At 31.6% G+C, this 23,586-nt stretch carries 24 protein-coding genes; 13 read left to right on the forward strand and 11 right to left on the reverse strand.

Annotation, left to right across the window (positions count from 1 at the left end; genetic code table 11):
• Positions 1–230: 230 nt before the first annotated feature.
• The gene (gene nhaA, locus ABWO04_RS00350; RefSeq protein ID WP_353076476.1) at positions 231–1,379 is read left to right on the forward strand and encodes a Na+/H+ antiporter NhaA; all 1,149 of its coding nucleotides are present in this window, start codon (positions 231–233) and stop codon (positions 1,377–1,379) included.
• Between the two features lie 7 nt (positions 1,380–1,386).
• On the opposite strand, the gene ABWO04_RS00355 is transcribed toward nhaA, so the two are convergent.
• The 10 genes from ABWO04_RS00355 to porX all read right to left on the reverse strand — a co-directional run bounded on the left by ABWO04_RS00355 (position 1,387) and on the right by porX (position 10,186).
• Positions 1,387–1,965, reverse strand: a complete 579-nt coding sequence (locus ABWO04_RS00355) for a hypothetical protein (RefSeq protein WP_353076477.1) — start codon at positions 1,963–1,965, stop codon at positions 1,387–1,389.
• 95 nt (positions 1,966–2,060) lie between these two features.
• Positions 2,061–3,236, reverse strand: coding sequence for a THUMP-like domain-containing protein (locus ABWO04_RS00360; RefSeq protein WP_353076478.1), 1,176 nt, complete (start codon positions 3,234–3,236; stop codon positions 2,061–2,063).
• A complete protein-coding gene (locus tag ABWO04_RS00365) occupies positions 3,236–4,324 on the reverse strand; it encodes an AI-2E family transporter (protein WP_353076479.1) in 1,089 nt (362 codons plus the stop codon). Before ABWO04_RS00365 ends, ABWO04_RS00360 begins: the two co-directional genes overlap by 1 nt.
• 19 nt (positions 4,325–4,343) lie before the next feature.
• Positions 4,344–5,540, reverse strand: coding sequence for an alanine dehydrogenase (locus ABWO04_RS00370; protein WP_353076480.1), 1,197 nt, complete (start codon positions 5,538–5,540; stop codon positions 4,344–4,346).
• 210 nt (positions 5,541–5,750) lie between these two features.
• Positions 5,751–6,410, reverse strand: a complete 660-nt coding sequence (locus ABWO04_RS00375; protein ID WP_353076481.1) for a hypothetical protein — start codon at positions 6,408–6,410, stop codon at positions 5,751–5,753.
• Between the two features lie 149 nt (positions 6,411–6,559).
• Positions 6,560–6,898 (reverse strand): HepT-like ribonuclease domain-containing protein, encoded by a 339-nt coding sequence (locus ABWO04_RS00380; protein ID WP_353076482.1) that lies wholly within the window; start codon positions 6,896–6,898, stop codon positions 6,560–6,562.
• Complete coding sequence (locus ABWO04_RS00385) at positions 6,891–7,190, reverse strand: nucleotidyltransferase family protein (RefSeq protein ID WP_353076483.1); 300 nt, start codon at positions 7,188–7,190, stop codon at positions 6,891–6,893. The genes ABWO04_RS00380 and ABWO04_RS00385 overlap by 8 nt, the downstream gene beginning before the upstream one ends.
• A gap of 251 nt (positions 7,191–7,441) precedes the next feature.
• Positions 7,442–7,963, reverse strand: a complete 522-nt coding sequence (locus ABWO04_RS00390) for a hypothetical protein (RefSeq protein ID WP_353076484.1) — start codon at positions 7,961–7,963, stop codon at positions 7,442–7,444.
• 174 nt (positions 7,964–8,137) lie between these two features.
• On the reverse strand, positions 8,138–8,554 hold the full coding sequence (gene tsaE, locus ABWO04_RS00395; RefSeq protein ID WP_353076485.1) for a tRNA (adenosine(37)-N6)-threonylcarbamoyltransferase complex ATPase subunit type 1 TsaE: 417 nt from the start codon (positions 8,552–8,554) through the stop codon (positions 8,138–8,140).
• Positions 8,555–8,605: 51 nt separating this feature from the next.
• The gene (gene porX, locus ABWO04_RS00400) at positions 8,606–10,186 is read right to left on the reverse strand and encodes a T9SS response regulator signal transducer PorX (protein ID WP_353076486.1); all 1,581 of its coding nucleotides are present in this window, start codon (positions 10,184–10,186) and stop codon (positions 8,606–8,608) included.
• Positions 10,187–10,811: 625 nt separating this feature from the next.
• Here porX and ABWO04_RS00405 point away from each other — a divergent pair.
• From ABWO04_RS00405 to ABWO04_RS00455, 11 genes are all read left to right on the forward strand, one after another.
• Positions 10,812–12,185 carry an SNIPE associated domain-containing protein gene (locus ABWO04_RS00405; RefSeq protein ID WP_353076487.1) on the forward strand — a complete coding sequence of 458 codons (1,374 nt, stop codon included), beginning with the start codon at positions 10,812–10,814 and terminating at the stop codon, positions 12,183–12,185.
• A gap of 107 nt (positions 12,186–12,292) precedes the next feature.
• A complete protein-coding gene (locus ABWO04_RS00410) occupies positions 12,293–12,811 on the forward strand; it encodes a hypothetical protein (RefSeq protein WP_353076488.1) in 519 nt (172 codons plus the stop codon).
• 346 nt (positions 12,812–13,157) lie between these two features.
• Entirely contained in the window at positions 13,158–13,541 is a 384-nt protein-coding gene (locus ABWO04_RS00415) for an HU family DNA-binding protein (RefSeq protein WP_353076489.1), read from the forward strand.
• 157 nt (positions 13,542–13,698) lie between these two features.
• Complete coding sequence (locus ABWO04_RS00420; RefSeq protein ID WP_353076490.1) at positions 13,699–14,928, forward strand: HD domain-containing protein; 1,230 nt, start codon at positions 13,699–13,701, stop codon at positions 14,926–14,928.
• Between the two features lie 25 nt (positions 14,929–14,953).
• Positions 14,954–15,973 carry a UDP-3-O-(3-hydroxymyristoyl)glucosamine N-acyltransferase gene (gene lpxD / locus ABWO04_RS00425; RefSeq protein ID WP_353076491.1) on the forward strand — a complete coding sequence of 340 codons (1,020 nt, stop codon included), beginning with the start codon at positions 14,954–14,956 and terminating at the stop codon, positions 15,971–15,973.
• 4 nt (positions 15,974–15,977) lie between these two features.
• Positions 15,978–17,372: a bifunctional UDP-3-O-[3-hydroxymyristoyl] N-acetylglucosamine deacetylase/3-hydroxyacyl-ACP dehydratase gene (locus ABWO04_RS00430; protein ID WP_353076492.1), complete on the forward strand. Its 1,395-nt coding sequence runs from the start codon at positions 15,978–15,980 to the stop codon at positions 17,370–17,372.
• A gap of 65 nt (positions 17,373–17,437) precedes the next feature.
• Positions 17,438–18,223 (forward strand): acyl-ACP--UDP-N-acetylglucosamine O-acyltransferase, encoded by a 786-nt coding sequence (lpxA, locus tag ABWO04_RS00435; protein WP_291242448.1) that lies wholly within the window; start codon positions 17,438–17,440, stop codon positions 18,221–18,223.
• A 32-nt stretch (positions 18,224–18,255) separates the two neighbouring features.
• On the forward strand, positions 18,256–18,816 hold the full coding sequence (gene efp / locus ABWO04_RS00440) for an elongation factor P (protein WP_353076493.1): 561 nt from the start codon (positions 18,256–18,258) through the stop codon (positions 18,814–18,816).
• Positions 18,817–18,885: 69 nt separating this feature from the next.
• Complete coding sequence (locus ABWO04_RS00445) at positions 18,886–19,827, forward strand: UDP-3-O-(3-hydroxymyristoyl)glucosamine N-acyltransferase (RefSeq protein WP_353076494.1); 942 nt, start codon at positions 18,886–18,888, stop codon at positions 19,825–19,827.
• 141 nt (positions 19,828–19,968) lie between these two features.
• Positions 19,969–20,841, forward strand: a complete 873-nt coding sequence (gene sucD / locus ABWO04_RS00450; RefSeq protein WP_291242445.1) for a succinate--CoA ligase subunit alpha — start codon at positions 19,969–19,971, stop codon at positions 20,839–20,841.
• A gap of 109 nt (positions 20,842–20,950) precedes the next feature.
• On the forward strand, positions 20,951–21,379 hold the full coding sequence (locus ABWO04_RS00455) for a hypothetical protein (protein ID WP_353076495.1): 429 nt from the start codon (positions 20,951–20,953) through the stop codon (positions 21,377–21,379).
• Positions 21,380–21,436: 57 nt separating this feature from the next.
• On the opposite strand, the gene ABWO04_RS00460 is transcribed toward ABWO04_RS00455, so the two are convergent.
• Positions 21,437–22,627: a cytochrome-c peroxidase gene (locus tag ABWO04_RS00460; protein WP_353076496.1), complete on the reverse strand. Its 1,191-nt coding sequence runs from the start codon at positions 22,625–22,627 to the stop codon at positions 21,437–21,439.
• A gap of 134 nt (positions 22,628–22,761) precedes the next feature.
• Between ABWO04_RS00460 and fabG the strand changes: the two genes are divergently transcribed.
• Entirely contained in the window at positions 22,762–23,508 is a 747-nt protein-coding gene (gene fabG / locus ABWO04_RS00465; protein WP_353076497.1) for a 3-oxoacyl-[acyl-carrier-protein] reductase, read from the forward strand.
• The last annotated feature ends 78 nt before the right edge of the window (positions 23,509–23,586 follow it).

Consider the following 23,586-nt stretch of genomic DNA (forward strand, 5'->3'; position numbering starts at 1 on the left):
GGAATGTATTAAGACGTCCAATAGACGGATTAATAGAATTTCACGTGGCTAATAGTTAATAATATTAGCAAAAGTTAATTTGTTTTAAAAGCCCGAGTAGCGAAAGTTACTTGGGCTTTTTGTTTTTAATCATACGAATTTCCAATGTTTACAGCACAAAATAGCTTGAAATTCAGTATTTTTGCAGTATAAATAGTATGTTTTACCGCATTTAATTTAATTATACCTATATGAAACTAACGCAATTATTTAAAGATTTTTTTGAAAGCGAAAAATTAGGCGGTTTTGTTTTATTACTTTGTACAATTACTTCTTTACTACTTGCTAATTCAGCATTTGGAGAAAGTTACCACCATTTTTGGTTAACCGAATTTTCAGGTAAACCTTTAGAATATTGGATTAACGATGGCTTAATGACCATTTTCTTTCTATTAATTGGATTAGAATTAGAACGAGAAATTTATCAAGGCGAATTGTCAAACATTAAAGACGCCTTATTACCCATATTTGCGGCTATTGGTGGAATGGCAATTCCTGCGGGAATATATTTAGTATTTAATTTTGGTACAGCTACACAATCAGGTGCAGGAATACCTATGGCAACTGATATAGCTTTTGCTATTGGAATTTTATCGTTGTTAGGAAATCGTGTGCCTTTGTCATTAAAAATATTTTTAACTGCTTTAGCCGTTATTGACGATTTAGGAGCCATATTAATTATCGCCATTTTTTATACGAAAACCATTTTGTGGAGTAATTTAGCCATCGCTTTAGGCATATTTGTATTCCTTTACGTTTTGGGTAAATATTTTAAAGTTAAAAACCTACTTCCATATTTAATTGGTGGGGTTTTTATGTGGTATTTTATGCTGCATTCAGGTGTACACGCCACAATTACAGGTGTGCTATTAGCTTTTGCTATTCCGTTTGGAAATGGTGGAACTAAATCTACATCCTACATTTTACAACATATTTTACATAAACCTGTAGCATTTATAATCTTGCCAATTTTTGCCTTAGCGAATACCGCTATTGTAATGAATGGTAATTTAGCTGAAGTTGTTACGGAAAACTATAGTTTAGGCGTTGCGTTGGGATTGGTTATAGGAAAACCTATTGGTATATTTTTACTTACTTTTTTAACCGTTAAAATAGGATGGTGTACGCTTCCAAGCGATATGAATTGGAAATCTGTGTTAGGAGTGGGTTTCTTGGGTGGAATTGGCTTTACAATGTCTATTTTTATTACACTTTTAGCGTTTGAAAACCCAATAATTATTAATAACACGAAATTAATCATCGTATTTTCTTCTTTAATAGCGGGAATCGTTGGTTTTTTGTTCTTAAAAACAACTTTAAATCAAAATCAAGAAGCTTAACCGTTGATTAAATCCCCATACAGTTGAGGTTATTTATAAAATAAGTATCAGGATTAGAAGTGTCTTTATAAATTTCCGATTTTAACTCTGGTTTAATTACAAAATTTACATCACCTGTTGCTGCTGCAATTTTAATTAAATACACTTTTGACGTTTTTAAATCTTCAAAATTTTCAGGAGTAAAATAAAAGAAACCAGACAAAATTCGCAGGTTGTTTTTATTTACATTGTCGTATTGCAAGTCGTTACACGTTTCAGTATCTAAAGAATTGATAAGTTTCACTTGTTTGCCATTCGCCATTTCTAAATATATTTTTGTGTTTTTATCAATGCAAATTGGAGTTAAGAAGTCTTTACTTTTTTGTAAGTATTGAAAATTCAAACCTATAAAACCATCTACATTAAAAAGCTTAAAAGTTAAAAATGATGTAGTATTTCCAAATACACTTTCATCTATAATTTTATCTTTTAAAACACGAGTGCTACTGGTATCAGTGGCTACGTCAATTTCATATTCGCAAGGTTTGTCTTGTGAAAACATAAATTGAGTTAAAAAAAGTAAAACAGTTATTTTTAAGGTTTTCATATTTAAATATTTATTGTTTTTTTAAGGTAATATGGTATCGCTTTATTTTCATTGGTGTTTGCAAGCAAACGAGTTTGTTTGTGGCGATTTCATATCTAAATTTTTGTGCAAATTAATACAATTTTTTCGTTATTTATGTTGGTGGTAAAAAAAGCATAAACAGTGCCACCGTCTGCAATTTTATATTTTTTTCTAATTTCTTCAACGGTTAAAGGGAAATTACGAGTGGTAATATTCATCTTCTTACCTTCAAGTTGCTTTTTAAGATTTTCTTTTTTAAACGGAATCACTTCATTAATACTAAATCGTCTACCTGGAAAATCTACTAATTCCGAATGGGTAAATAAATGCGAATGCGGATGTAATTTAGAAATATGCAGCGCATCGCACAAATAATCTACACCTCCAGATTTAAGTAATGGCGCATTTGGTTCATATAAAAATTCTTGTGGTAAACTAAAGCGAGCAGGCGTATGTTCACCTAAAATAAAAGCATTACAATCTGTTTTTTCCTTTTGAATGTTTACGGCATTAACTTCAATTTCAGCATCATAACCTTTTTCTAAAAGCCATAGAATTTCTTTTACTTCGTTTTCAATGGCTACGATATGAATGGATTTTATGTTTTCCAATTCCATACAACCTGCGGTAATATCTAATAATGGTGCTGTTTTAATTAAAATAGACTGACTTTTAGAAAAATACAAACTCAAATTTTCAGGAACATTTGGCAAGCAATCTTTAAGTAAAAACACTTTACCTTTCACATCACTTCGTCTGCTTGGATCAATATAAATCCAATCGAAAGCATTTTCAGATTGTTCAATTACTTCTGTACTATTTTGTGCCAAACAAGTAATGTTATTTACGTTCAACACACCATAATTGTGCTGTACCATTTCTGAAAGTGCCGCGTTTTTTTCACAATGAATAACACGCTCAAATTTTTTCGAAAAATAATAATCATCTACGCCAAAACCACCGGTTAAGTCAATTAGCGAGGTGCCAGAAATTAATTCCGATTTGTATTTAGCAGTTGTCTCAGAAGACGTTTGCTCTATGGAAATACTTGCCGGATAGTAAATGTTATCCGTGTTAAACCAAGTTGGAAGTTTGTGTTGTGATTTGTTTTTAGATACAATTTGATTGATTATTTCTTTCCAATCTAATTCAGGAAAAGGGTTTTTGGATAACGCTAATTTTGAAATATTGGCTTGTAAAGACGAATTAATAAATTCTTGAATTTCGGCGGAAAGAAGTGATAGCTGCATTATAAACCTTTGGTTACAATTTGAATAAATGTACTTTTAGGATAAAATTCTTTCAGTACCACTTTTAAAGCCGTGTATACTGGAATGGCAATAATCATTCCCACTATTCCTAATAGCGTTCCAGAAATTAGTGTTACCAAAAAGATTTCTAAAGGATGCGAATTCGTGCTTTTAGAAAAAATAATGGGTTGGCTTACATTATTATCAATAAGTTGCACAATAAAATAACCAATAATAACATATAAAGTGGTAGGCATAACTACCAATTGAAAATCTTCGTGAATGTGCCCCAATATGGTTAAAAACGCCGTCATTACTAAAGCTATTATAGGTCCGATATAAGGTATAATGTTTAAAATAGCGCCTAAAAACGCAATAATAAACGCATTTTCTACACCAAAAATTAACAAGACAATTAAGTACATTACAAATACCAATAATAGCTGTGTTAATAAGCCAATGGTATATTTAGATAGCATATTTTTTATACGCAAAAGCGAAGCTAAAATACGCCATCTGTGGTTTGCAGGTAAAACAGCACGTAAATTTGTTGTAATAAGTTTTTGATCTTTCAATAAAAAGAAACAAATAAAAAATATCGAGAAAATAGCCATTCCAAAATTTCCTATGGAACCAATTATCGAATTCAATATATCGGTAATAAAATTAAAATTGAACGATTGAGTAATCTTCTGAATGTCTATTAATTTTTTATACTGAATGTCATAGGTTTGTAACCAAACATCGACTTGATTGAGGAATAATACAGAATTTTTTTCTAACGCCACCATATCAAGTAACGCTAAATTTTTACTCTGACTAACTATTAAAGGCACAAACAATAACATGATGCCAAACGCTAAAACAATAAAAAGTGTTAAAGACACGATAATAGCCAAAATAGGAGGAAAGCGCAACTTTTTTTGTAAAAAATCAGAAATTGGTTGTGCCACAAAACTTAATAAAATCGCTACAATGACATAAAGTAGTACCGACGAAATTACTCCAATAATATAGCCCAAAAACACAATGCCTGCAAGAATAAACAGCGTGCGAAGTAAAGCATTAGAAATGTTTTTAGATGTCATTTTGTAATGGGTAATTGAATTAAAAAACAATTAAATTGATGTCTCTATGCTCTAAATTAAACCAATCCGCAATAGATTTATTGGTTAAAATTCCGTGGTAAAAATAAATCCCATTTTTCAATCCTTTATTGCAACGAATAGCCGTTTCAATACCACCATCTTCAGCAATATTTATTAACGTTGGCGTGATAATATTACTAATTGAAATACTGGCTGTTTTAGAATAGCGTGAAGGAATATTTGGCACACAATAATGAATGACATTGTTTTTTATAAAGGTAGGGTGTTCGTGCGTGGTAATTTCTGAGGTTTCAAAACAACCACCGGTATCAATACTTACATCAACAATTACGGCTCCTTTTTTCATATATTCTACCATTGTTTCAGTAACTACAATAGGTGTTCTGTTTTCCCCTTTTAAGGCGCCAATAGCCACATCACATCTTCGTAAGGCTTTTAAAAGGGCTTTATCGTGAATGGTAGAAGTAAATATTCTTTGATTTAGTGTATTTTGTAATCGACGTAATTTCGTAATAGAATTATCAAATACTTTTACGTTGGCTCCTAAACTTAATGCAGTTCGCACGGCATATTCGGCAACCGTTCCTGCGCCTAAAATAACAACTTCTGTAGGAGGAACGCCCGTTATGTTTCCAAAAAGCAACCCTTTACCGTCGTTATTGTTAATCATTAATTCGGCTGCAATTAATACCGATGCGGTTCCTGCAATTTCACTTAACGATTTTACTGCTGGATACGAACCGTCGCTATCTTTTATAAACTCGAACGCTAATGAGGTGATTTTCTTTTTGGTTAGCGCTTCAAAATAGTCTTTTTTCTGTGTTTTTAATTGAATGGCTGAAATCAGAATGGCTTCTAAGTTCATCATTTCTATTTCTTCTAAAGTAGGCGGTTCTACTTTTAAAAGTATCGGACAAGAAAATACTTTTTTAGTATCTTGTGTTACTTCTGCGCCTGCGTCTGAATATTCTTTATCTGTAAAACTGGCGTTTTTTCCTGCACCGCTTTCAATCATTACACGGTGTCCGTGACTTACCAATGAGCTCACCGCATCGGGCGTTAAACAAATACGACGTTCCTGGTAAGACGTTTCTTTCGGAATACCGATAAACAACTCACTTTTGTGTTTGGCAATTTCCAATTTTTCTTCTTGAGGAAGCAATTGTTTGGCTGAAAACGGAGAATAAATGGACATACTTGTTTTATTTTGTAGCCAAATTAAGTAATTTTCTATAAAGTTACAAGTGAGCGGCTAAATAATGCAGAAAAACAATGGTTTGAGATATAGAAAAATTCAGTACGAGAGGTTTTGTGGCTTGTAATAGTTGCGAGCTTCGGAACCGATTATTTTCTGTTAAAGATAAAAATACTTGCGAAACGGTAATTCTACCACATTCCAGCTAGCTCAAAATGGCTGTTGCCTGCTGGCTTTATTTTTCAACACTTTCTTTAATTCTGCTGTATAGATTTGCATTTCTTCTCCAGTATGAGAACAACAATTTTCTTTTTCTCCAAACTGCCAACTTCTAAATCTATAAATTTTGTTGTTGTAATTAAATTTTCCACCAAATTGCCCAAAAGTCATATTCGATTCTTTTGTTTTAAAATATTCGTCATCGGTAGTTTTAATTTTTGTTTTGGGTAAATCTATATCATATTCAGTTGAAGTCATTAAAATTCCATTATCGGGAATCTTTATGTTTTTTGCCAAAGTAAAGTCCGTTATTCCTAAATCAGGCTGTCCGTCTACGCCGTATATGATAGTTATATATTGATTGCTCAAATCAATTGGGATTTCGAGAGTTTTTACTCTATTGTATTTATACTGATTGGCTGAAATCAATATTCCGATTATAATAAGTTCTATAAAAGCTATTTTTTTAAACGTTTTCAACCACTTTCTAAATCCAAAGTCAACTAAAAGCACAATTATTCCAACAATTAATAGTAAATAAACAGATATCATATCTAATCCGTTACTATTATAAATCCATTTATAAACAGCAAAGACTATGGAAAGAATTCCAATTATTAGGAAAGGCGTTATTTTTTTTAGGTTGCTCATCAGCTTGCTGGTAACGTTCCGGCGCTTAGCGATTTTGCCAGCTTCAGAACCGTTTATTTATATCAAAGATAAAATTTCTTGCGAGAAATAAACTTGAATTTACTACAAAATTCACAATTTCGAGGAACTGCTTTTGCTGAATAGTGCTTTTATTCGTTCAATAGATTTTCTACTTCATTTTGTAAAACAGGTAGATTTCTGATTACAATTCCCCAAATAACATCATCTGAAACTGAATCATATCCGTGAATTATTCTATTTCTTACATCAACAATTTTTCTTGAGTTTGAAATTTCTATTTCATTATTTTCTTTTAGAATTCGACTCATTGCTTCTCCAATGATTTCGATGTTTCTTTCAACAGCTCTTTTGGTTCTTAAATCATTTTGATAAATTTCAAACATTTTTGGAGTTTCAATAAAGTAACTTTCGATTTCATTTATTGAGCTTAAAATATCATAAAGCCAAGTTTTTATAGTATCATCCATAAATTAATACTTTATTTTGATTTAAAATCTTTCTAAAATATGGGTTTTTAATAGCTTTTTCTTCTAATAAATCAATACTTCTTTCTAAAATGTTTTCAAGTGAAAACTTTAAGTTATAATAATTATCTCCATAATCTAAAACATCCTGATTTTCAAAATCAACAATTAAATCAACATCACTTTCGCTGTTAAATTTGTCGGTTAAAACAGAGCCAAAAGCATATAAAGATTTTACTTTATGTGTTTTACATAAATTAAAGATGTCATTATTATGATTTTCAATTAAGTTCATATAATTATTATTTTAAACAAAAATACATAAAAAACATTAAGTTTCAATTTTTAATGATTTTTTGGAGCCTTGCCACCAAAGATTCCCAGCTTCAAGAGGTGCAAGGATTCTGAACCGATTATTTTCTGTTAAAGATAAAATTTCTTGCGATATGTAAACGTGAATTTACTACAAAATTCGCAATCTTGCTAAACGCCTGTTAGCGGTTCGGGCTTCTTTCTTCAAGTTTAATTGTCGGTAACTATTTATATTTATTTTAGTTTTTTTATTCTCATATGTTCTTCTGGGCCAAATCTATCAAAAACATAATGCACGATTTGAACATCGTTTAAACTCCATTGATAGTTACTAAAACCTTCATTCCCTTTTGTTTTGCTTGTTGGTTCTCCAAAAGCGTTTGTAAAAGAATTTTGAAATTCGTCAAAAGACTTTTGTTGATTATCATAGTTCATTCTGAAGAATTCGAGTTCGTTCAATTGTCCATTTTTTCGTGGCTCAAAATGAAAGCCAATCATACAATTTAAACTGTCTAACGATTTACATTTCATAGTATAATAACCAGTCGTAACGTGTTTTAAATCTTTTCCATTAAATAAATCAGTAAATGTTTTCTCGTCAATTTTCCAAGGCACAAAAATGTTTGGATTTTCAATTTGGAAACCACTATTTATATCCATTTTTAGTTTACTGTTACTATTCAATTTTTCGTTATTTTTTTCGGTTGGTTGTCTTAAACCTAAAAAAGTCAAAATAGATGTTATAATAGTTTTCATTGTCATATAATGTCTTCGTTTATTCTGTGCGCTAGCCTGACCGCTAACTTGTATATATGCGAAACTTTCAAACTACTTTTATTCCAAATTGGCAAGATTGACGAAAGTTTGTTTCGCATTATTATAATCAAATATAATAAATTATTTTGAAATTTTTACAGTGATAACCCTATTTTAATCATTTTTCAATGTCAATTCTCTTTTTCCGTTGGGTAATTGTCTAATTACAATTGAGGCGTGGTCTAAAGGCAATAAGTGCGGTACTTTTTCAGGCCATTCTATAAAACACCAATTATCAGAATAAAAATACTCGTCAATTCCCATATCATAGGCTTCCATTTCAGAGTTAATTCGATATAAATCAAAGTGATAAATGGTTTCTCCACTATCGGATAAATATTCATTAACTAACGAAAAAGTAGGACTACTTGAGTTTCCTGCAACGCCTAATTCTTTTACTAATTCCTTAATTAAAGTGGTTTTACCCACTCCCATAGTGGCGTGAAAAGTGATTACTTTTTTTAAACGAGGTGTAGCAAGAATTTCTTTCGCTACTTTATTTATTTCTTCTAATGTGAATGTTGCAGTCATTTTTTCTTTTAATTAATGGAGACTGAGGTACTCGAAGTCACCATTTATTTTCTATTTAGGATTCAAAACTATACACGGAATAATCATTTCTTCTAATGAAACGCCTCCGTGCTGATACGTATTTCTGTAATAGCTAACATAATGATTAAAATTGTTTACATACGCCAAAAAGAAATCGCTTTTGGCAAAAATATAAGAACTGGTCATATTTATGCTTGGTAAACCAATTTTTTTAGGATCTTTTACGGCATATACATCTTTGCTTTCGTACGTTAAGCTTCTTCCTGTTTTGTAACGTAAGTTTAAACTGGTGTTTTTATCGCCAATAACTTTCGATGGATTTTTGCAATTAATCGTTCCGTGGTCGGTAGTAATAATAAGTTTAAAACCCATTTGTTGTGCTTGCTGAATCATTTCTAACAAAGGCGAATTTTTAAACCAACTTAGTGTTAAAGAACGATACGCTTTGTCGTTAGACGCTAATTCTTTCACCACATCCATTTCGGTTTTAGCGTGCGATAACATATCTACAAAATTGTACACAATAGTAGTTAAATCATTGTTTTTACACGATTTAAAATTATCTACAAGTTTTTTTCCATCACGTAAATTGGTAATTTTATAGTATTCGCTCTTGATGTTTAAACCCAAACGTTTTAGTTGTTCGTTTAAAAAATCAGCTTCGTGCATATTTTTACCACCTTCATCGGTATCGTTTTTCCAATATTGCGGGAACTTCTTTTCCATTTCTAAAGGCAATAAGCCAGAAAAAATAGCATTTCTTGCATATTGTGTAGCGGTTGGTAAAATAGAGTAGTAGTTCACTTCCTTTTCAGGTTTGTAATGATTGAATACAATGTTTTCGAAAATTTTCCATTGATCCAAACGCAAGTTATCTATCACTACAAACAGAATAGGTTTGTCTTTCTTACGAATTTCTGGCGCTACCAATTCGCCAAATAATTTATGAGATAAAATCGGTTTGTCTGCTTTTTCGTCACTCGAGCCTTGGCGAACAGGCGAAGCAAACCAATCTTCGTAATTGCGTTCAATAAATTTTCCAAATTGCAAATTAGCTTCCGCTTTTTGGCTTTCTAATATTTGAATTAAGTTTTGGTCTTCAATGGTTTCCAATTCGATTTCCCAATACACTAATTTTCTGTAGAATTCCGCCCATTCATCAAACGAATTTACCATCGACATTTCCATAGCGATTTTTCTAAATTCTTTCTGATAATCTAACGTAGTTTTTTCAGAAATCAAACGCGAAAGGTCTAAGTTTTTCTTTAAACTCAATAAAATTTGATTCGGATTTACGGGTTTTATTAAGTAATCGGCAATTTTACTACCAATGGCTTCTTCCATAATGTATTCTTCCTCACTTTTTGTAATCATAATTACAGGTGTAGAAGATTTAAACTCTTTCATTTCCGAAAGCGTTTCTAAACCCGAAAGTCCAGGCATATTTTCATCTAAAAAAACCACATCAAAAGCGGTTTCCTTATATAAGTCAATAGCATCTTGGCCGTTATTGCAAGTAGTGACAACATAATTTTTCTTTTCTAAAAATAAGATATGTGGCTTCAATAAGTCAATTTCGTCGTCTACCCAAAGTATTTTTATATTGTTCATCGTATGTCTAATTTAAAAGTGCAAGTTACTATATGTTAAACGTAAATTTTCTTAAAAATTGTGTAAAATTTTAAGAAATTAACTATTTAATGTAAAAAAAAAGCTCAAAAATATCAGGTAGCACCTTAATTTCCGAGCGTAATTTTGTAAAGAGACTTCTAGTTGTAGGTAACTAATTCGTCAAATCTTGGGTAAAGATAATTAATTTAATTATTTCTATCCAAACTTTACGCTACAAAATAGCTGCTTTTTGTAGGAAAAATTCTACAAAAGTTTTAACATTTATAATAACTATGGGTTATAACTTTTTTTTAAATTTGTAACATGTTTTGCCCCAACCATATACAATAATTAGTTTCCCCAGCTATAGTTGTATAAAACTTAACAAGCACACTTTTTTTTAGCGTAATTTTGTAAAGAGACTTTAAGTACCAACTTGAAGTCTTTTTTTTTATAACAATTGTAATGTTTTTATTAAAATCACATTACTACTTCCTGATTTTTTTGTAGAAAACATTCTACAGCTCGCAAAGTAAATTATTTTATAAGTTTGAAAACTCAAGTTCATTACTTTAAATTGAACTAAAACGGACCCCAATCTAAAAACTAATATAACATAAAACGCATGCGAATTTTCGATTTTTTAAAGAAAAATGAGTTGGAGAAGATAAAACAAATGGAGCTCCAATTAGAAAAAGCGAAGCCGCTACTGGCAATTGAAGAAGATTTTAAAGCAAAAATGCTTGAACTCAAAACTATTGAGCTCAAAAAACAACAACTCCTAAAAAGTCAAGAACATGAATTTAATGAAACTTTAAGAAATAATGAGTCATCGTTAAATACAGTGGTTGTTGAAAAAAAGAAAGAAATTGTAACTCTTGAACGTAAAATTGAACTTCTTGAAAATAATTACAAACAGTCTCAAACTGTTTTATCCAATTTGGAAAAAGAAATAAATGCATATGAAGCAGTGCTTGATGTTTTTGATTTTGGACTATATGAACCCTTTTATGACTTTGAAAAATCCGAAACCTATAGAACAGAGTTGCTTAAAATTTTAGAAAACCAAAAGGCATTAATTCGAGATGAAAAAGCTGTTGTATGTAATGTGAATTGGTCTGTAGATGGAAGTTTGTCAAAAGGAAAAGCCAATTCAAAAAACTTTATGAAGCTAGTTTTACGAGCATTTAACTCGGAATGTAATGCGTTAATTGCAAATGTAAGTTGGAATTCTGTTGTACAAATAAAAGAGCGTATTGAAAAATCGTTTGAGTTAATTAATAAAGTTGCAGAGCAGTCTGCAGTTCAAATTCAAAAAGAATATTTAGATTTAAAATTACAAGAATTGTTTTTAGAATATGAATTTCAATTAAAAGAACAAAAGGAGAGAGAAATAGCCAAAACACAAGCTGCAAAGCAAAAAGAATCAGATCGAATACAACGTCAATATGAAACAGCAGTTAAGCAGTTAAGCAGTTATCAAACCCAAATTGAAGATGTAAAACTTAATTTAAATACGTCCACTGGATCCGTGCTTGTCTTATTACAGAAAAAATTTAAAAATTTAGAAATTAAAATAAAAGAAGCCAGTGTTCGTAAAGATAAAATGGAACTTTTGGTAAAAAATTCAGATGTAGGTTATGTTTATATAGTCTCTAATATTGGATCTTTTGGTGAAAATATATATAAAATTGGAATAACAAAAAGTCTAAAACCATTATCTAGTATCAATTCATTAAGTTCAGCAGTACCTTTTCCTTTTGACGTTCATGGACTAATTTTTTCTGAAGAAGTTACTCGTTTAGAACGGGAATTGCATGTTGCATTTGCTGGTAATAAAGTAAATCTAATACATGAAAATTCTACTTTTTTCAACGTTTCATGGGATCTTATCGAACAAAAAGTAAACGCTTTAGGTAGTCAGGTAACATTACTTAAAACGCCTGAGGCTAAAGAGTTTAGAGAAACAAAAATGCTCCAAAAACAAAATAAAAAATAAATATTTTGCAACCTACTTGGTTACATGTATTTTGAAATTTTACTTTCAAAACATATTACTAGTTTCAGAATATAAAATAACAACTGAATAAAAAAAAAACACTCATAATGAAGGCATTTAAATGTATTATTTTCAGTAGTTTACTTCTGTTATTTATCAATTGCAAAACAGATGAAAAGTCGCAAGATGAAATTTTTAAAAAAGTCAATTCGTTTTATGAAAACAAAGCTCCATTTTACGAAATAAAGTTGGATACCGTATTGTTTACGCAAGAGCTAATACATAAAATGAAGAATATTCGATATATCACCGAATTAGATAAAGCCAGAATTAAACAAAGCAATTCGCCAACAGATAAACCTTTTTTACTTGAAGGAAGTGTGTTTAGTTCGTTACCAGACGGGTATTCTAAATTTTCCATTAAGAATATTACTTTCAAGGAAAATAGAGCAGATGTTTTAGTAGAATTTGAATATGAAAGCACCCCTAAAATAATATGGACAGATAAAATTATATTAGAAAATATAAACGGATGGAAAATTAAAAATATTATTTTTTCTAAATCTAATGATAAAACGAATTTAATTGATCGATTGACTTATAAAAGTACTACATGGGTAAAGTAAAAAACGTATTTATTTCTCGTAATTTATTATTATCCAAAGTTTGCAACTGTCGCGAATTGAAATTGATTGGATCCAGTTGAATCCTCAATATTGATGTTATTCGTTTCTCTAGGATTGTGTTTAAAAAATGTAAACTTATTTATAATTTAAAAATTAAGCTATTATTAAAATTTACTTATGGTATTGTTTTACTAAAAGCAATATATTTTGTATTTTTACTTATAATAAAATAGAGTACTGTACAGTAATTACAAAAACTCCCTAGGGAAATAGTTTAATTTCCCTAGAGAAATGGTTTAGCTTCTGTACAGAAATAATGAATATAGAACCTAATAATTAAAATAATATGGCTGTAGATTTTAAATTAGTACCCAAACAAAATAATATTGCATCACCACCTGAAACAAAATATTATCCATGTGCAGTTAGTAAAGGCGAAGTCGATTTAGACTATTTAGCAGAAATAGTTGCAGGACGTTGTACAGTTAGTGTTGCCGATTGCTATGGTGTGCTTATTGCCATGAGTGATGTAATCGGTGAGCAATTATCACAAGGTAATATTGTAAAAATAGACCGATTAGGGACATTTGCACTCACACTTAAGGGTTCTGGTACGAATACACCTGAAAAGTTAAGTAAAGACTTGATTAAGTCAGCTAAAATTTTATACAAACCAGCTTTAAATTTAAAACGAATTTTAAAAAATATTACCTATAAAAGAATTAGATAATCCTATCTTTTTTTAAAAAATATACATAAACCATGGATAATAGAAAATTTTTTAATTGAGAAGTCGGGTTTTACCTAATTTTACTACTTACTATTCATAAGTTACTTTTCAATTATCCCTTTTTTTCTTACATTTGTTACTCAAAAAAAAATATATTGTGAGCCAAATCAATAAATTAAAAATATTAAACGATCCTATTTATGGTTTTATTACCATTCCCAATACGCTAATTTACGATTTAATTCAGCATCCGTATTTTCAGCGTTTGCGTCGTATTTCTCAAATGGGCTTGTCTTATTTGGTTTATCCAGGGGCACATCATACCCGTTTTCATCACGCTTTAGGCTGTATGCATATTATGCAAAAGGCGGTTCAAACTCTTAAATTTAAGGGCGTAGCCATTTCCGATGAAGAAGAAAATGCATTATATGTAGCGATTTTATTACACGACATAGGACATGGGCCTTTTAGTCACGCCTTAGAAAATAGTGTATTGGAAGAAGTGCATCACGAAGAGTTATCGTTATTGTTTATGGAGCAGCTAAATACTGAATTTGACGGAAAATTAGCTTTAGCCATTCAGGTTTTTAAAGGCGAATACCATAGAAAATTTATGTTGCAATTGATTTCCAGTCAGTTAGATATGGATCGTATGGATTACCTAAAACGTGATAGTTTTTACACGGGTGTCAATGAAGGAAACGTAAATAGCGAACGATTAATTCAAATGTTAAACGTACAAGACGACGTGTTGGTAATGGAAGAAAAAGGAATTTATTCTATAGAAAAGTTTCTTATGGCGCGCCGATTGATGTATTGGCAAGCGTATTTGCATAAAACCAGCGTAGTAGCAGAATTAACATTGACAAAGATATTAAAACGAGCAAAAGAGCTTACATCAAAAGGTGATGTGTTATTTGGAAGTCCGTTTTTATTATTCTTTTTAAATAATAAAATTGAATTAAATCAAATAGACAAAACCATCTTAGATACGTTTTCTAATTTAGATGATTACGATGTGTTAGGTGCGATTAAGCAATGGCAATTTCACGATGATTTTGTACTGAGTTCTTTAAGTAAAATGGTGATCAATAGAAATCTACTAAAGATTGAATTAAACGAAGATAAAGTAAACAAAATCAAATTCTTAGAGCTAAAAGAAAAATACATGAAACAGTACGCTATTTCAGAAAATGAAGTAGGGTATTTTGTATTCAAAGGCAAACTGAAAAACGAAGCCTATAGCAAGTCTTCGGAGCCTATTAGAATTCTAAAAAAAGATAAAACAATTGAAAATGTAGTGGAAGCCTCAGATCAAATGCACTTAAAAGCATTGTCAAAAACGGTAATCAAATATTTTATTTGTTATCCGAAAGCGATAGATTAAGGTTAATTTTTATATTTTTGCACAGATGAAATTTACAGCAGGACAAATAGCAGGCATATTGGATGGAGAAGTTTTCGGAAATCCAGATGCTGAAGTATATAAATTAGCTAAAATAGAGGAAGGAACAGAAGGTTCGCTAACTTTTTTAGCTAACACTAAGTATTCCAATTATTTATATAGCACAAACGCCACTATAGTTATAGTAAATAAATCGTATGAGCTTGAAAATGAAGTAAAAGCCACATTAATTAAAGTTGATGATGCGTACAGCTCTTTTTCAAAATTATTAGAATATTACAATCAAATTAAACTAATGAAATCGGGTATAGAGCAACCTTCTGTTATTTCGGATGGTGTAACCTATGGAGACGATTTATATTTAGGCAGTTTTTGCTACATTGGTAAAAACGTACGTATTGGAAATAATGTAAAAATATATCCAAATAGTTTTATTGGCGACAATGTTACAATTGGCGATAATTGTGTGTTTTTTGCAGGTGTACGAGTGTATTCAGAATCGGAAATAGGCAATTATGTTACCATTCACTCAGGAACGATTATCGGTTCTGATGGTTTTGGTTTTGCTCCACAAGAAGACGGTTCGTATGCTAAAATTCCACAAATTGGAAATGTTGTTATCGAAGACCATGTAGAAATTGGTTCATGTTCTACAGTAGATAGAGCCACACTTGGTACTACATATATCCGAAGAGGCGCGAAGTTAGACAACCAAATTCAAGTGGCACATAATGTAGAAATAGGAGAAAATACGGTTATTGCAGCTCAAACGGGCATTGCGGGTTCTACTAAAATTGGTAAAAATTGTTTAATTGGTGGCCAAGTAGGAATTGCAGGACATATTACAATAGGCGATAGGGTGAAAATTCAAGCCCAATCAGGTATCGGAAAAAGTTTAAAAGATGGAGAAGTTGTGCAAGGTAGCCCAGCATTTAATTATGGCGATTTTGCAAAGTCATTCGTACACTTTAGAAATTTACCTAAAATAGTTAATGAAATAGAAGAATTAAAAAAGAATAATATATAAAATCATGTTAAAACAAACAACTCTAAAAAGCGAAATTTCTTTAAAAGGTGTCGGACTTCATACGGGTCAGGAAGTAACAATGACTTTTAAACCTGCACCCATAAACAATGGTTTTACATTTGTACGTGTCGATTTAGAAGGAAGTCCTATAATTGAAGCAGATGCCAATTATGTAGTAAATACACAACGTGGTACTAATTTAGAAAAATTAGGTGTCATGATTCAAACACCTGAGCATGTTTTAGCCGCTTTAGTAGGATGTGATTTAGATAATGTGATTATTGAATTAAATTCTTCTGAATTGCCTATTATGGATGGTTCTTCAAAATATTTTGTAGAAGCGTTAGAAAAAGTAGGTTGTGTTGAACAAGATGCAGAGCGTAAAATATACGTTGTAAAAGATGTTATCTCTTATTTGGACGAAGCTACAGGTAGCGAAATTACTATTATTCCAAGTGATGGGTATTGTGTTACAGCAATGGTTGATTTTGGTACAAAAGTTTTGGGAACACAAAATGCAAATATGAAAAACATTTCTGACTTTAAATCGGAAATAGCTGATTGTAGAACGTTTAGTTTTTTACATGAATTAGAAGCACTGTTAAATAACGGATTAATTAAAGGTGGCGATTTAAATAATGCCATAGTTTACGTAGATAAAGAAATTTCTGAAGAAACTATGGGTAATTTAAAGAAAGCCTTCAATAAAGAACATATTTCGGTTAAAGAAAACGGAATTTTAGATAACTTAACGTTACATCATCCAAACGAAGCAGCGCGTCATAAACTATTAGATATAGTGGGTGATTTGTCTCTTATTGGAAGAAGAATTCAAGGAAAGGTAATTGCAAACAAACCAGGGCATTTTGTAAACACTCAATTTGCTAAAAAAGTTTCAAAAATTATCAAATTGGAAGAGAAAAACCAAATTCCAGTTTATGATTTACATAAGGATCCAGTACTTGATATCCACGGAATTATGGATTTGTTACCACACAGACCACCATTCTTATTAGTAGATAAAATTTTAGAGTTATCTGAAACTCATGTAGTGGGCTTGAAAAACGTAACCATGAACGAGCCTTTCTTTGTAGGGCATTTTCCTGGTGCACCTGTAATGCCTGGTGTATTACAAGTGGAAGCGATGGCACAAACGGGAGGTATTTTAATTTTAAGTACGGTACCAGATCCAGAAAATTATCTAACTTTCTTTATGAAAATAGATAATGTAAAATTCAAGCAAAAAGTGTTACCAGGTGATACTGTTGTATTTAAATGCGAATTAATTACACCAATTAGAAGAGGAATTTGCCACATGCAAGCCTATGCGTATGCCAACGGAAAATTAGTTTCGGAAGCTGAATTAATGGCGCAAATTGTAAAAGTTAAAAACGATTAAATAAAAAACGTAATATTTAGAAGTAATCATTGACTTCTAACTATTTAGACATAAAATATAAATATATGAATCAACCATTAGCATACGTTCATCCAGGAGCAAAAATTGCAAGAAATGTAGTTATCGATCCGTTTACTACCATTCATAATAATGTAGAAATTGGAGAAGGAACTTGGATAGGCTCTAACGTAACCATTATGGAAGGCGCAAGAATTGGTAAAAATTGTAATATTTTTCCAGGAGCAGTCATTTCTGCTGTACCACAAGATTTAAAGTTTGGTGGTGAAGATTCTTTAGCAATAATAGGTGATAACTCTACAATTAGAGAATGTGTTACTATTAATAGAGGTACCGTGGCGGCTGGAAAAACAGTAATTGGTAAAAATTGCCTTATTATGGCAACCGCACACATTGCACACGATTGCATGATTGGCGACAATGCTATTATTGTAAATGGTGTAGCGTTAGCTGGGCATGTTACAGTTGGTCAATATGCTGTAATTGGTGGTTTGGCTGCAGTACATCAATTTATCTCCATTGGCGACCACGCAATGGTTTCTGGTGGAAGTTTAGTAAGAAAAGATGTGCCACCTTTTTCAAAAGCAGCAAAAGAACCTTTATCATATGTAGGTATTAATTCTGTAGGATTAAGAAGAAGAGGGTTTACCACAGAAAAAATAAGAGAAATTCAAGATATATACCGAATTTTATACCAAAAAAATTACAATACGTCTCAAGCAATGAGTATTATTGAAGCCGAAATGGAAGCGACTCCAGAAAGAGATGAAATTTTAGATTTCATTAGAAATTCTTCTCGCGGAATCATGAAAGGGTATACTGGAAGCGTTTAAAAATTAAAAATATTATATAAAAACAAAATAAAATGGCAAGTACATCAGATATTAGAAATGGGTTATGTATTAAATTTAACCACGACATTTATAAAATTATCGAATTCTTACACGTAAAACCAGGTAAAGGCCCTGCGTTTGTAAGAACAAAATTAAAATCATTAACTAACGGAAAAGTATTAGACAATACCTTTTCTGCAGGACATAAAATAGATGTAGTTCGTGTAGAAACGCAAACGTACCAATTTTTATATCCAGAAGGAAATGATTTTCACTTTATGAATATCGAATCTTTTGAGCAAATAACACTAAATAGAAATATTTTAGATGCACCAGATTTATTAAAAGAAGGCGAAAATGTAATGATTCAAATCAATACAGAAACTGATTTACCACTTTCTGTTGATATGGCAGCTTCTGTAATTTTAGAAGTTACTTATACCGAACCAGGATTAAAAGGAAATACAGCTACAAACGCTACTAAACCTGCAACTGTAGAAACAGGAGCGTCAATTAATGTGCCTTTGTTTATTAATGAGGGTGATAAAATTAAAATTGATACAGCTTCAGGAAAATACATGGAGCGCGTATAATTTAGTAATATGCAAAAAGTGAGAAGTAGAAACTTTTCACTTTTTTTATTTTCGATTTTTACAATACAAATGAAATTTAACAAAACACATACATTAAAACAAATTGCCGAAATCATCAATTCTAACTATGTTGGAGCGGATGATTTTCCAGTTCATGGTATGAATGAAATTCATGTGGTAACACCTGGCGATATTGTTTTTGTAGACCATCCAAAATATTACGATAAAGCGTTGCAATCTGCAGCTACAATTGTACTTATCAATAAAGAAGTAACATGCCCAGAAGGAAAAGCATTATTAATTTCGGATGATCCTTTTAGAGACTTTAATATTTTAACCAACTATTTTCGACCTTTTCAGTTTTCAAATGTTTCTATTTCAGAAACAGCTACTATTGGAGAAGGAACTGTAATTCAACCCAATTGTTTTATAGGACATCAAGTTCAAATTGGTAAAAATTGTTTGATTCATTCCAATGTTTCCATTTACGATAATACTGTAATTGGTGACAACGTAATTATACATGCAGGAACTATTTTAGGTGCCGATGCTTTTTATTATAAAAAACGTGCAGAAGGTTTTGATCAATTGCTTTCAGGTGGACGAGTTGTGATAGAAAGCAATGTAGGAATTGGTGCACTTTGTACTATTGATAAAGGCGTAACAGGCGATACTACTATTGGTGAAGGTACAAAAATTGACAATCAGGTTCATGTAGGACACGACACCATTATTGGAAAAAAATGTTTAATTGCTTCCCAAACCGGAATTGCAGGTTGTGTAATAATTGAAGATGAGGTTACGCTTTGGGGTCAAGTAGGTACCACCAGCGGTATAACTATTGGTGCGAAGGCTGTAATTATGGGACAAACCGGAGTAACAAAATCTGTTGAAGGTGGAAAATCTTATTTTGGAACACCAATTGAGGAATCTCGCGAAAAATTAAAGCAATTGGCTAATATTAAACGTATTCCTGAGATTTTAGAAACTTTGAAAAACACGTCTAAATAAAAATAGCGCTTTCTATCTATTTGTTTGAAAAACCAAATGGATACCAAATTAGCAAAATAGTAGAAAAAAAAGTATAAAAAAATTAATTTATTACTGGCAAAAAACTTATTTTTGCTCAACTTTTAAAAAACAAATAACCTCATGAGTGTTTTAGTAAATAAAAATTCAAAAATTATAGTTCAAGGATTTACAGGAAGTGAAGGAACGTTTCACGCTTCTCAAATGATTGAATACGGTACAAATGTAGTAGGTGGTGTAACTCCAGGTAAAGGTGGTACATTGCATTTAGATAGACCTGTTTTTAATACGGTTAAAGATGCTGTTAAAACAGCTGGAGCAGATACTTCAATCATTTTTGTACCGCCAGCTTTTGCTGCAGATGCGATTATGGAAGCTGCTGATGCAGGAATTAAAGTAATTATTTGTATCACGGAAGGAATTCCAGTGGCAGATATGATTAAAGCATATGATTTTATTCAAGGTAAAGACTGTCGTTTAGTAGGTCCTAACTGTCCGGGAGTAATTACTCCAGGTGAAGCTAAAGTTGGTATTATGCCAGGTTTCGTATTCAAAAAAGGAACAGTTGGTATTGTTTCTAAATCAGGAACATTAACTTACGAAGCTGCAGACCAAGTTGTAAAACAAGGTTTAGGAATTACTACAGCAATTGGTATTGGTGGAGATCCAATTATTGGAACTACAACTAAACAAGCTGTAGAATTATTAATGAACGACCCTGAAACGGAATGTATCATTATGATAGGTGAAATTGGTGGTCAATTAGAAGCTGATGCTGCTAAATGGGTAAAAGCAGATGGTAATCGTAAACCAGTTGTTGGTTTTATCGCTGGTGAAACCGCTCCAAAAGGAAGAACAATGGGTCACGCAGGTGCAATTGTAGGTGGTGCAGATGATACTGCAGAAGCTAAAAAACGAATTATGAGAGAATGTGGAATTCACGTTGTAGATTCTCCAGCAGAAATTGGAAAAAAAGTAAAAGAAATAATGGGATAATTTCCTGTATTTAAAATACATAATAATAAAAGCTCCTTTTATGGAGCTTTTATTACTTATACTAATCAAGTTCACTTAGTAATCAGACTGAGTGGCAAATAAAATAAAAATGGAAAAAGAATTAAAAAAATACAAATCAACAAATAGTTTTTTATTTACAACGGATTTGAACTTAGAAGAGGTTTGTAATGCACCTGACGGTGCAAGTGGTGTTTTCTTAGTATTTGATGCAAGTAACGAAGAAAAACAACTTATTATGGTAGGTTCAACAGGTACTGTCCAGAATGATGGTACGTTGAAAGTGAAAAGTGGTGGTTTATACGATAAAATTGTAAACGGACATCAATTTGCTAAAACAGGAAGAAAATATTCTTGGCCAGCACAAATGAAAAAGGAAGAAATTACAGCTTTAGAAGTAGTATGGTATGAAACTTTTACAGGAAAAACAAAAAGCATTCCAACATTTGTTGAAGCGACTGTTTTACAAAGTTTTCTAAAAGACAACGGTACACTTCCAAAATGGAATGTAGCTTTCTAAAAAATAAATAGATAAAAAAATCCCGCTTCAATTATTACGAAGCGGGATTTTTTTGTTTTAATTAAATGGGTTAGACCATTTGGAATTCGTATAAACATCTGTACCAGACAAGGTTCTTAAAAAGGCAACAACTGCATTAACTTCAGTTGCGGTTAAATTTAATTGTTGTCCATTTCCACCAGGTCTTAATCTTGGATCTAAGTTGGTATTTCCTGGTGCAATATTTATCGTACCATAATGACCAATGGCTTGTTGAAGTGAAGTAATTACTCCCGTATGCATCATTTGTCCGTTAGTAGTTCCATCTACTTTTACTAAATCACGTAAAGAAGGCGCTCTTGTGTTGGTTACATCTATACCTGTATTATTTATACTTCCAATTATTCCATTATTTCCTGTATTTGGATCGATATCAAATTCGGGCGCTCTATGACAACCGGCACAACCCACTCCGCCACCTGTTCTGACTCCAGAAGCATTAAAGGTTGGAGGTGTTAAAAACAAGTTTTTTCCTTGATTTTCTTGTGCTGTGAAATTCGCAAAAGGTGCTCCGTCGTTTGGTGCAGCTGCACGTCCAACATCATATTTAGAATCAAAGGATTGAATACTTCTAATAAATTGTGCTAAAGCAAATTGAATTTTAGTTTCCGTAATTTCTTCGGATCCATATACAAATTTAAATAACTCTTTGTAATAATTTATAGCACTTAATTTTGTTACTAAAGCGTTAAAATTTAAATCGCCATTAGTGCCACTAAATCCCATTTCTCCGTGGTCTTTAATCGGCATAGTAGTTTGAACTTCTAGAGATGCGGCACGCTCGTCCCAAAAGAATTTAGATTCTGTGGCAAAACGCGTATTGATTAATCGCATGGAATGGCGTCCAGTAGTTCCGTTAACACCTGTACTCGCAACGGAATCATCTCCAAAAGCAACTGATTGTTTGTGACAACTTGAACAAGATACGGTGTTGTTAGAAGACATTTTTTTATCGTAAAATAAAACTCTTCCTAAAGTAGCACCTTTATTTGAAATAGGATTTAAGGTACTATTGTCTTTAGTAATATAGGCTGGAACAGTTTGGTTCGCATAATTGGCTAAATTATTTAAATCAACTGAATTTCCAAATTCTGCTTGAACAGCAGGGTAGGTTTCTGTTATAGCGGTGTAGTTGTCTTCATTAGAATCATTACATGAAACTACTGAAATAGCAATTGCTAAAAATGGTAAGATTTTGAAGGCTTTCATAGGCTTTTTGTTTTGGTTAATTCTGTTTAGACCAAAAATAAACAAAAAGGTTTAATGTAAAAGAAATTTTTATTGCTTTAAATTATTATTATATTTGACTTTTATAAGAACGTATATCATTTAAATAAAATAGTATGAAATTATTAGAAGGAAAAGTAGCCATTATTACTGGTGCAAGTAGAGGAATTGGAAGCGGAATTGCTAAAGTTTTTGCTCAAAACGGAGCAAATGTTGCCTTTACATATAGTTCTTCTGCAGAATCTGCGTTAGCATTAGAAAACGAATTAAATGCTTTAGGAATTCAATCTAAAGGATATAAATCGAATGCGGCAGATTTTAACGAAGCGCAAAAATTAGTAGATGACGTAATGGCTGATTTTGGAAATATCGACATTTTAATAAACAACGCCGGGATTACTAAAGATAATTTATTAATGCGTATGTCTGAAGAAGATTTTGATGCGGTAATGAATATCAACTTAAAATCGGTATTTAATATGACCAAAGCGGTACAAAAAGTAATGCTTAAAAATCGTGCTGGTTCTATTGTAAATATGAGTAGTGTAGTAGGAGTAAAAGGAAATGCAGGTCAAGCAAATTACGCTGCATCTAAAGCAGGTATGATTGGTTTTACAAAATCTATCGCGTTAGAATTGGGTTCACGTAATATTCGTTGTAATGCTATCGCTCCAGGTTTCATTGAAACTGAAATGACAGCTAAACTTAACGAAGATGTTGTAAAAGGTTGGAGAGAATCTATTCCTTTAAAACGTGGTGGAACGCCAGAAGATGTTGCAAACGTGTGTGTCTTCTTAAGTTCTGAAATGAGCGCTTACGTTACAGGACAAGTTATTAATGTAGATGGGGGAATGTTGACATAGCATTGTAAATAAGGTTTAAAGGTTTAAGTGTTTATAAGTTTAAAAGGTTTTGGGTTGAATCTAGCTTGAAATTTATAA

Origin of the sequence: Flavobacterium sp. (assembly GCF_040382755.1) — a bacterium.
Classification (GTDB): Bacteria; Bacteroidota; Bacteroidia; order Flavobacteriales; family Flavobacteriaceae; genus Flavobacterium.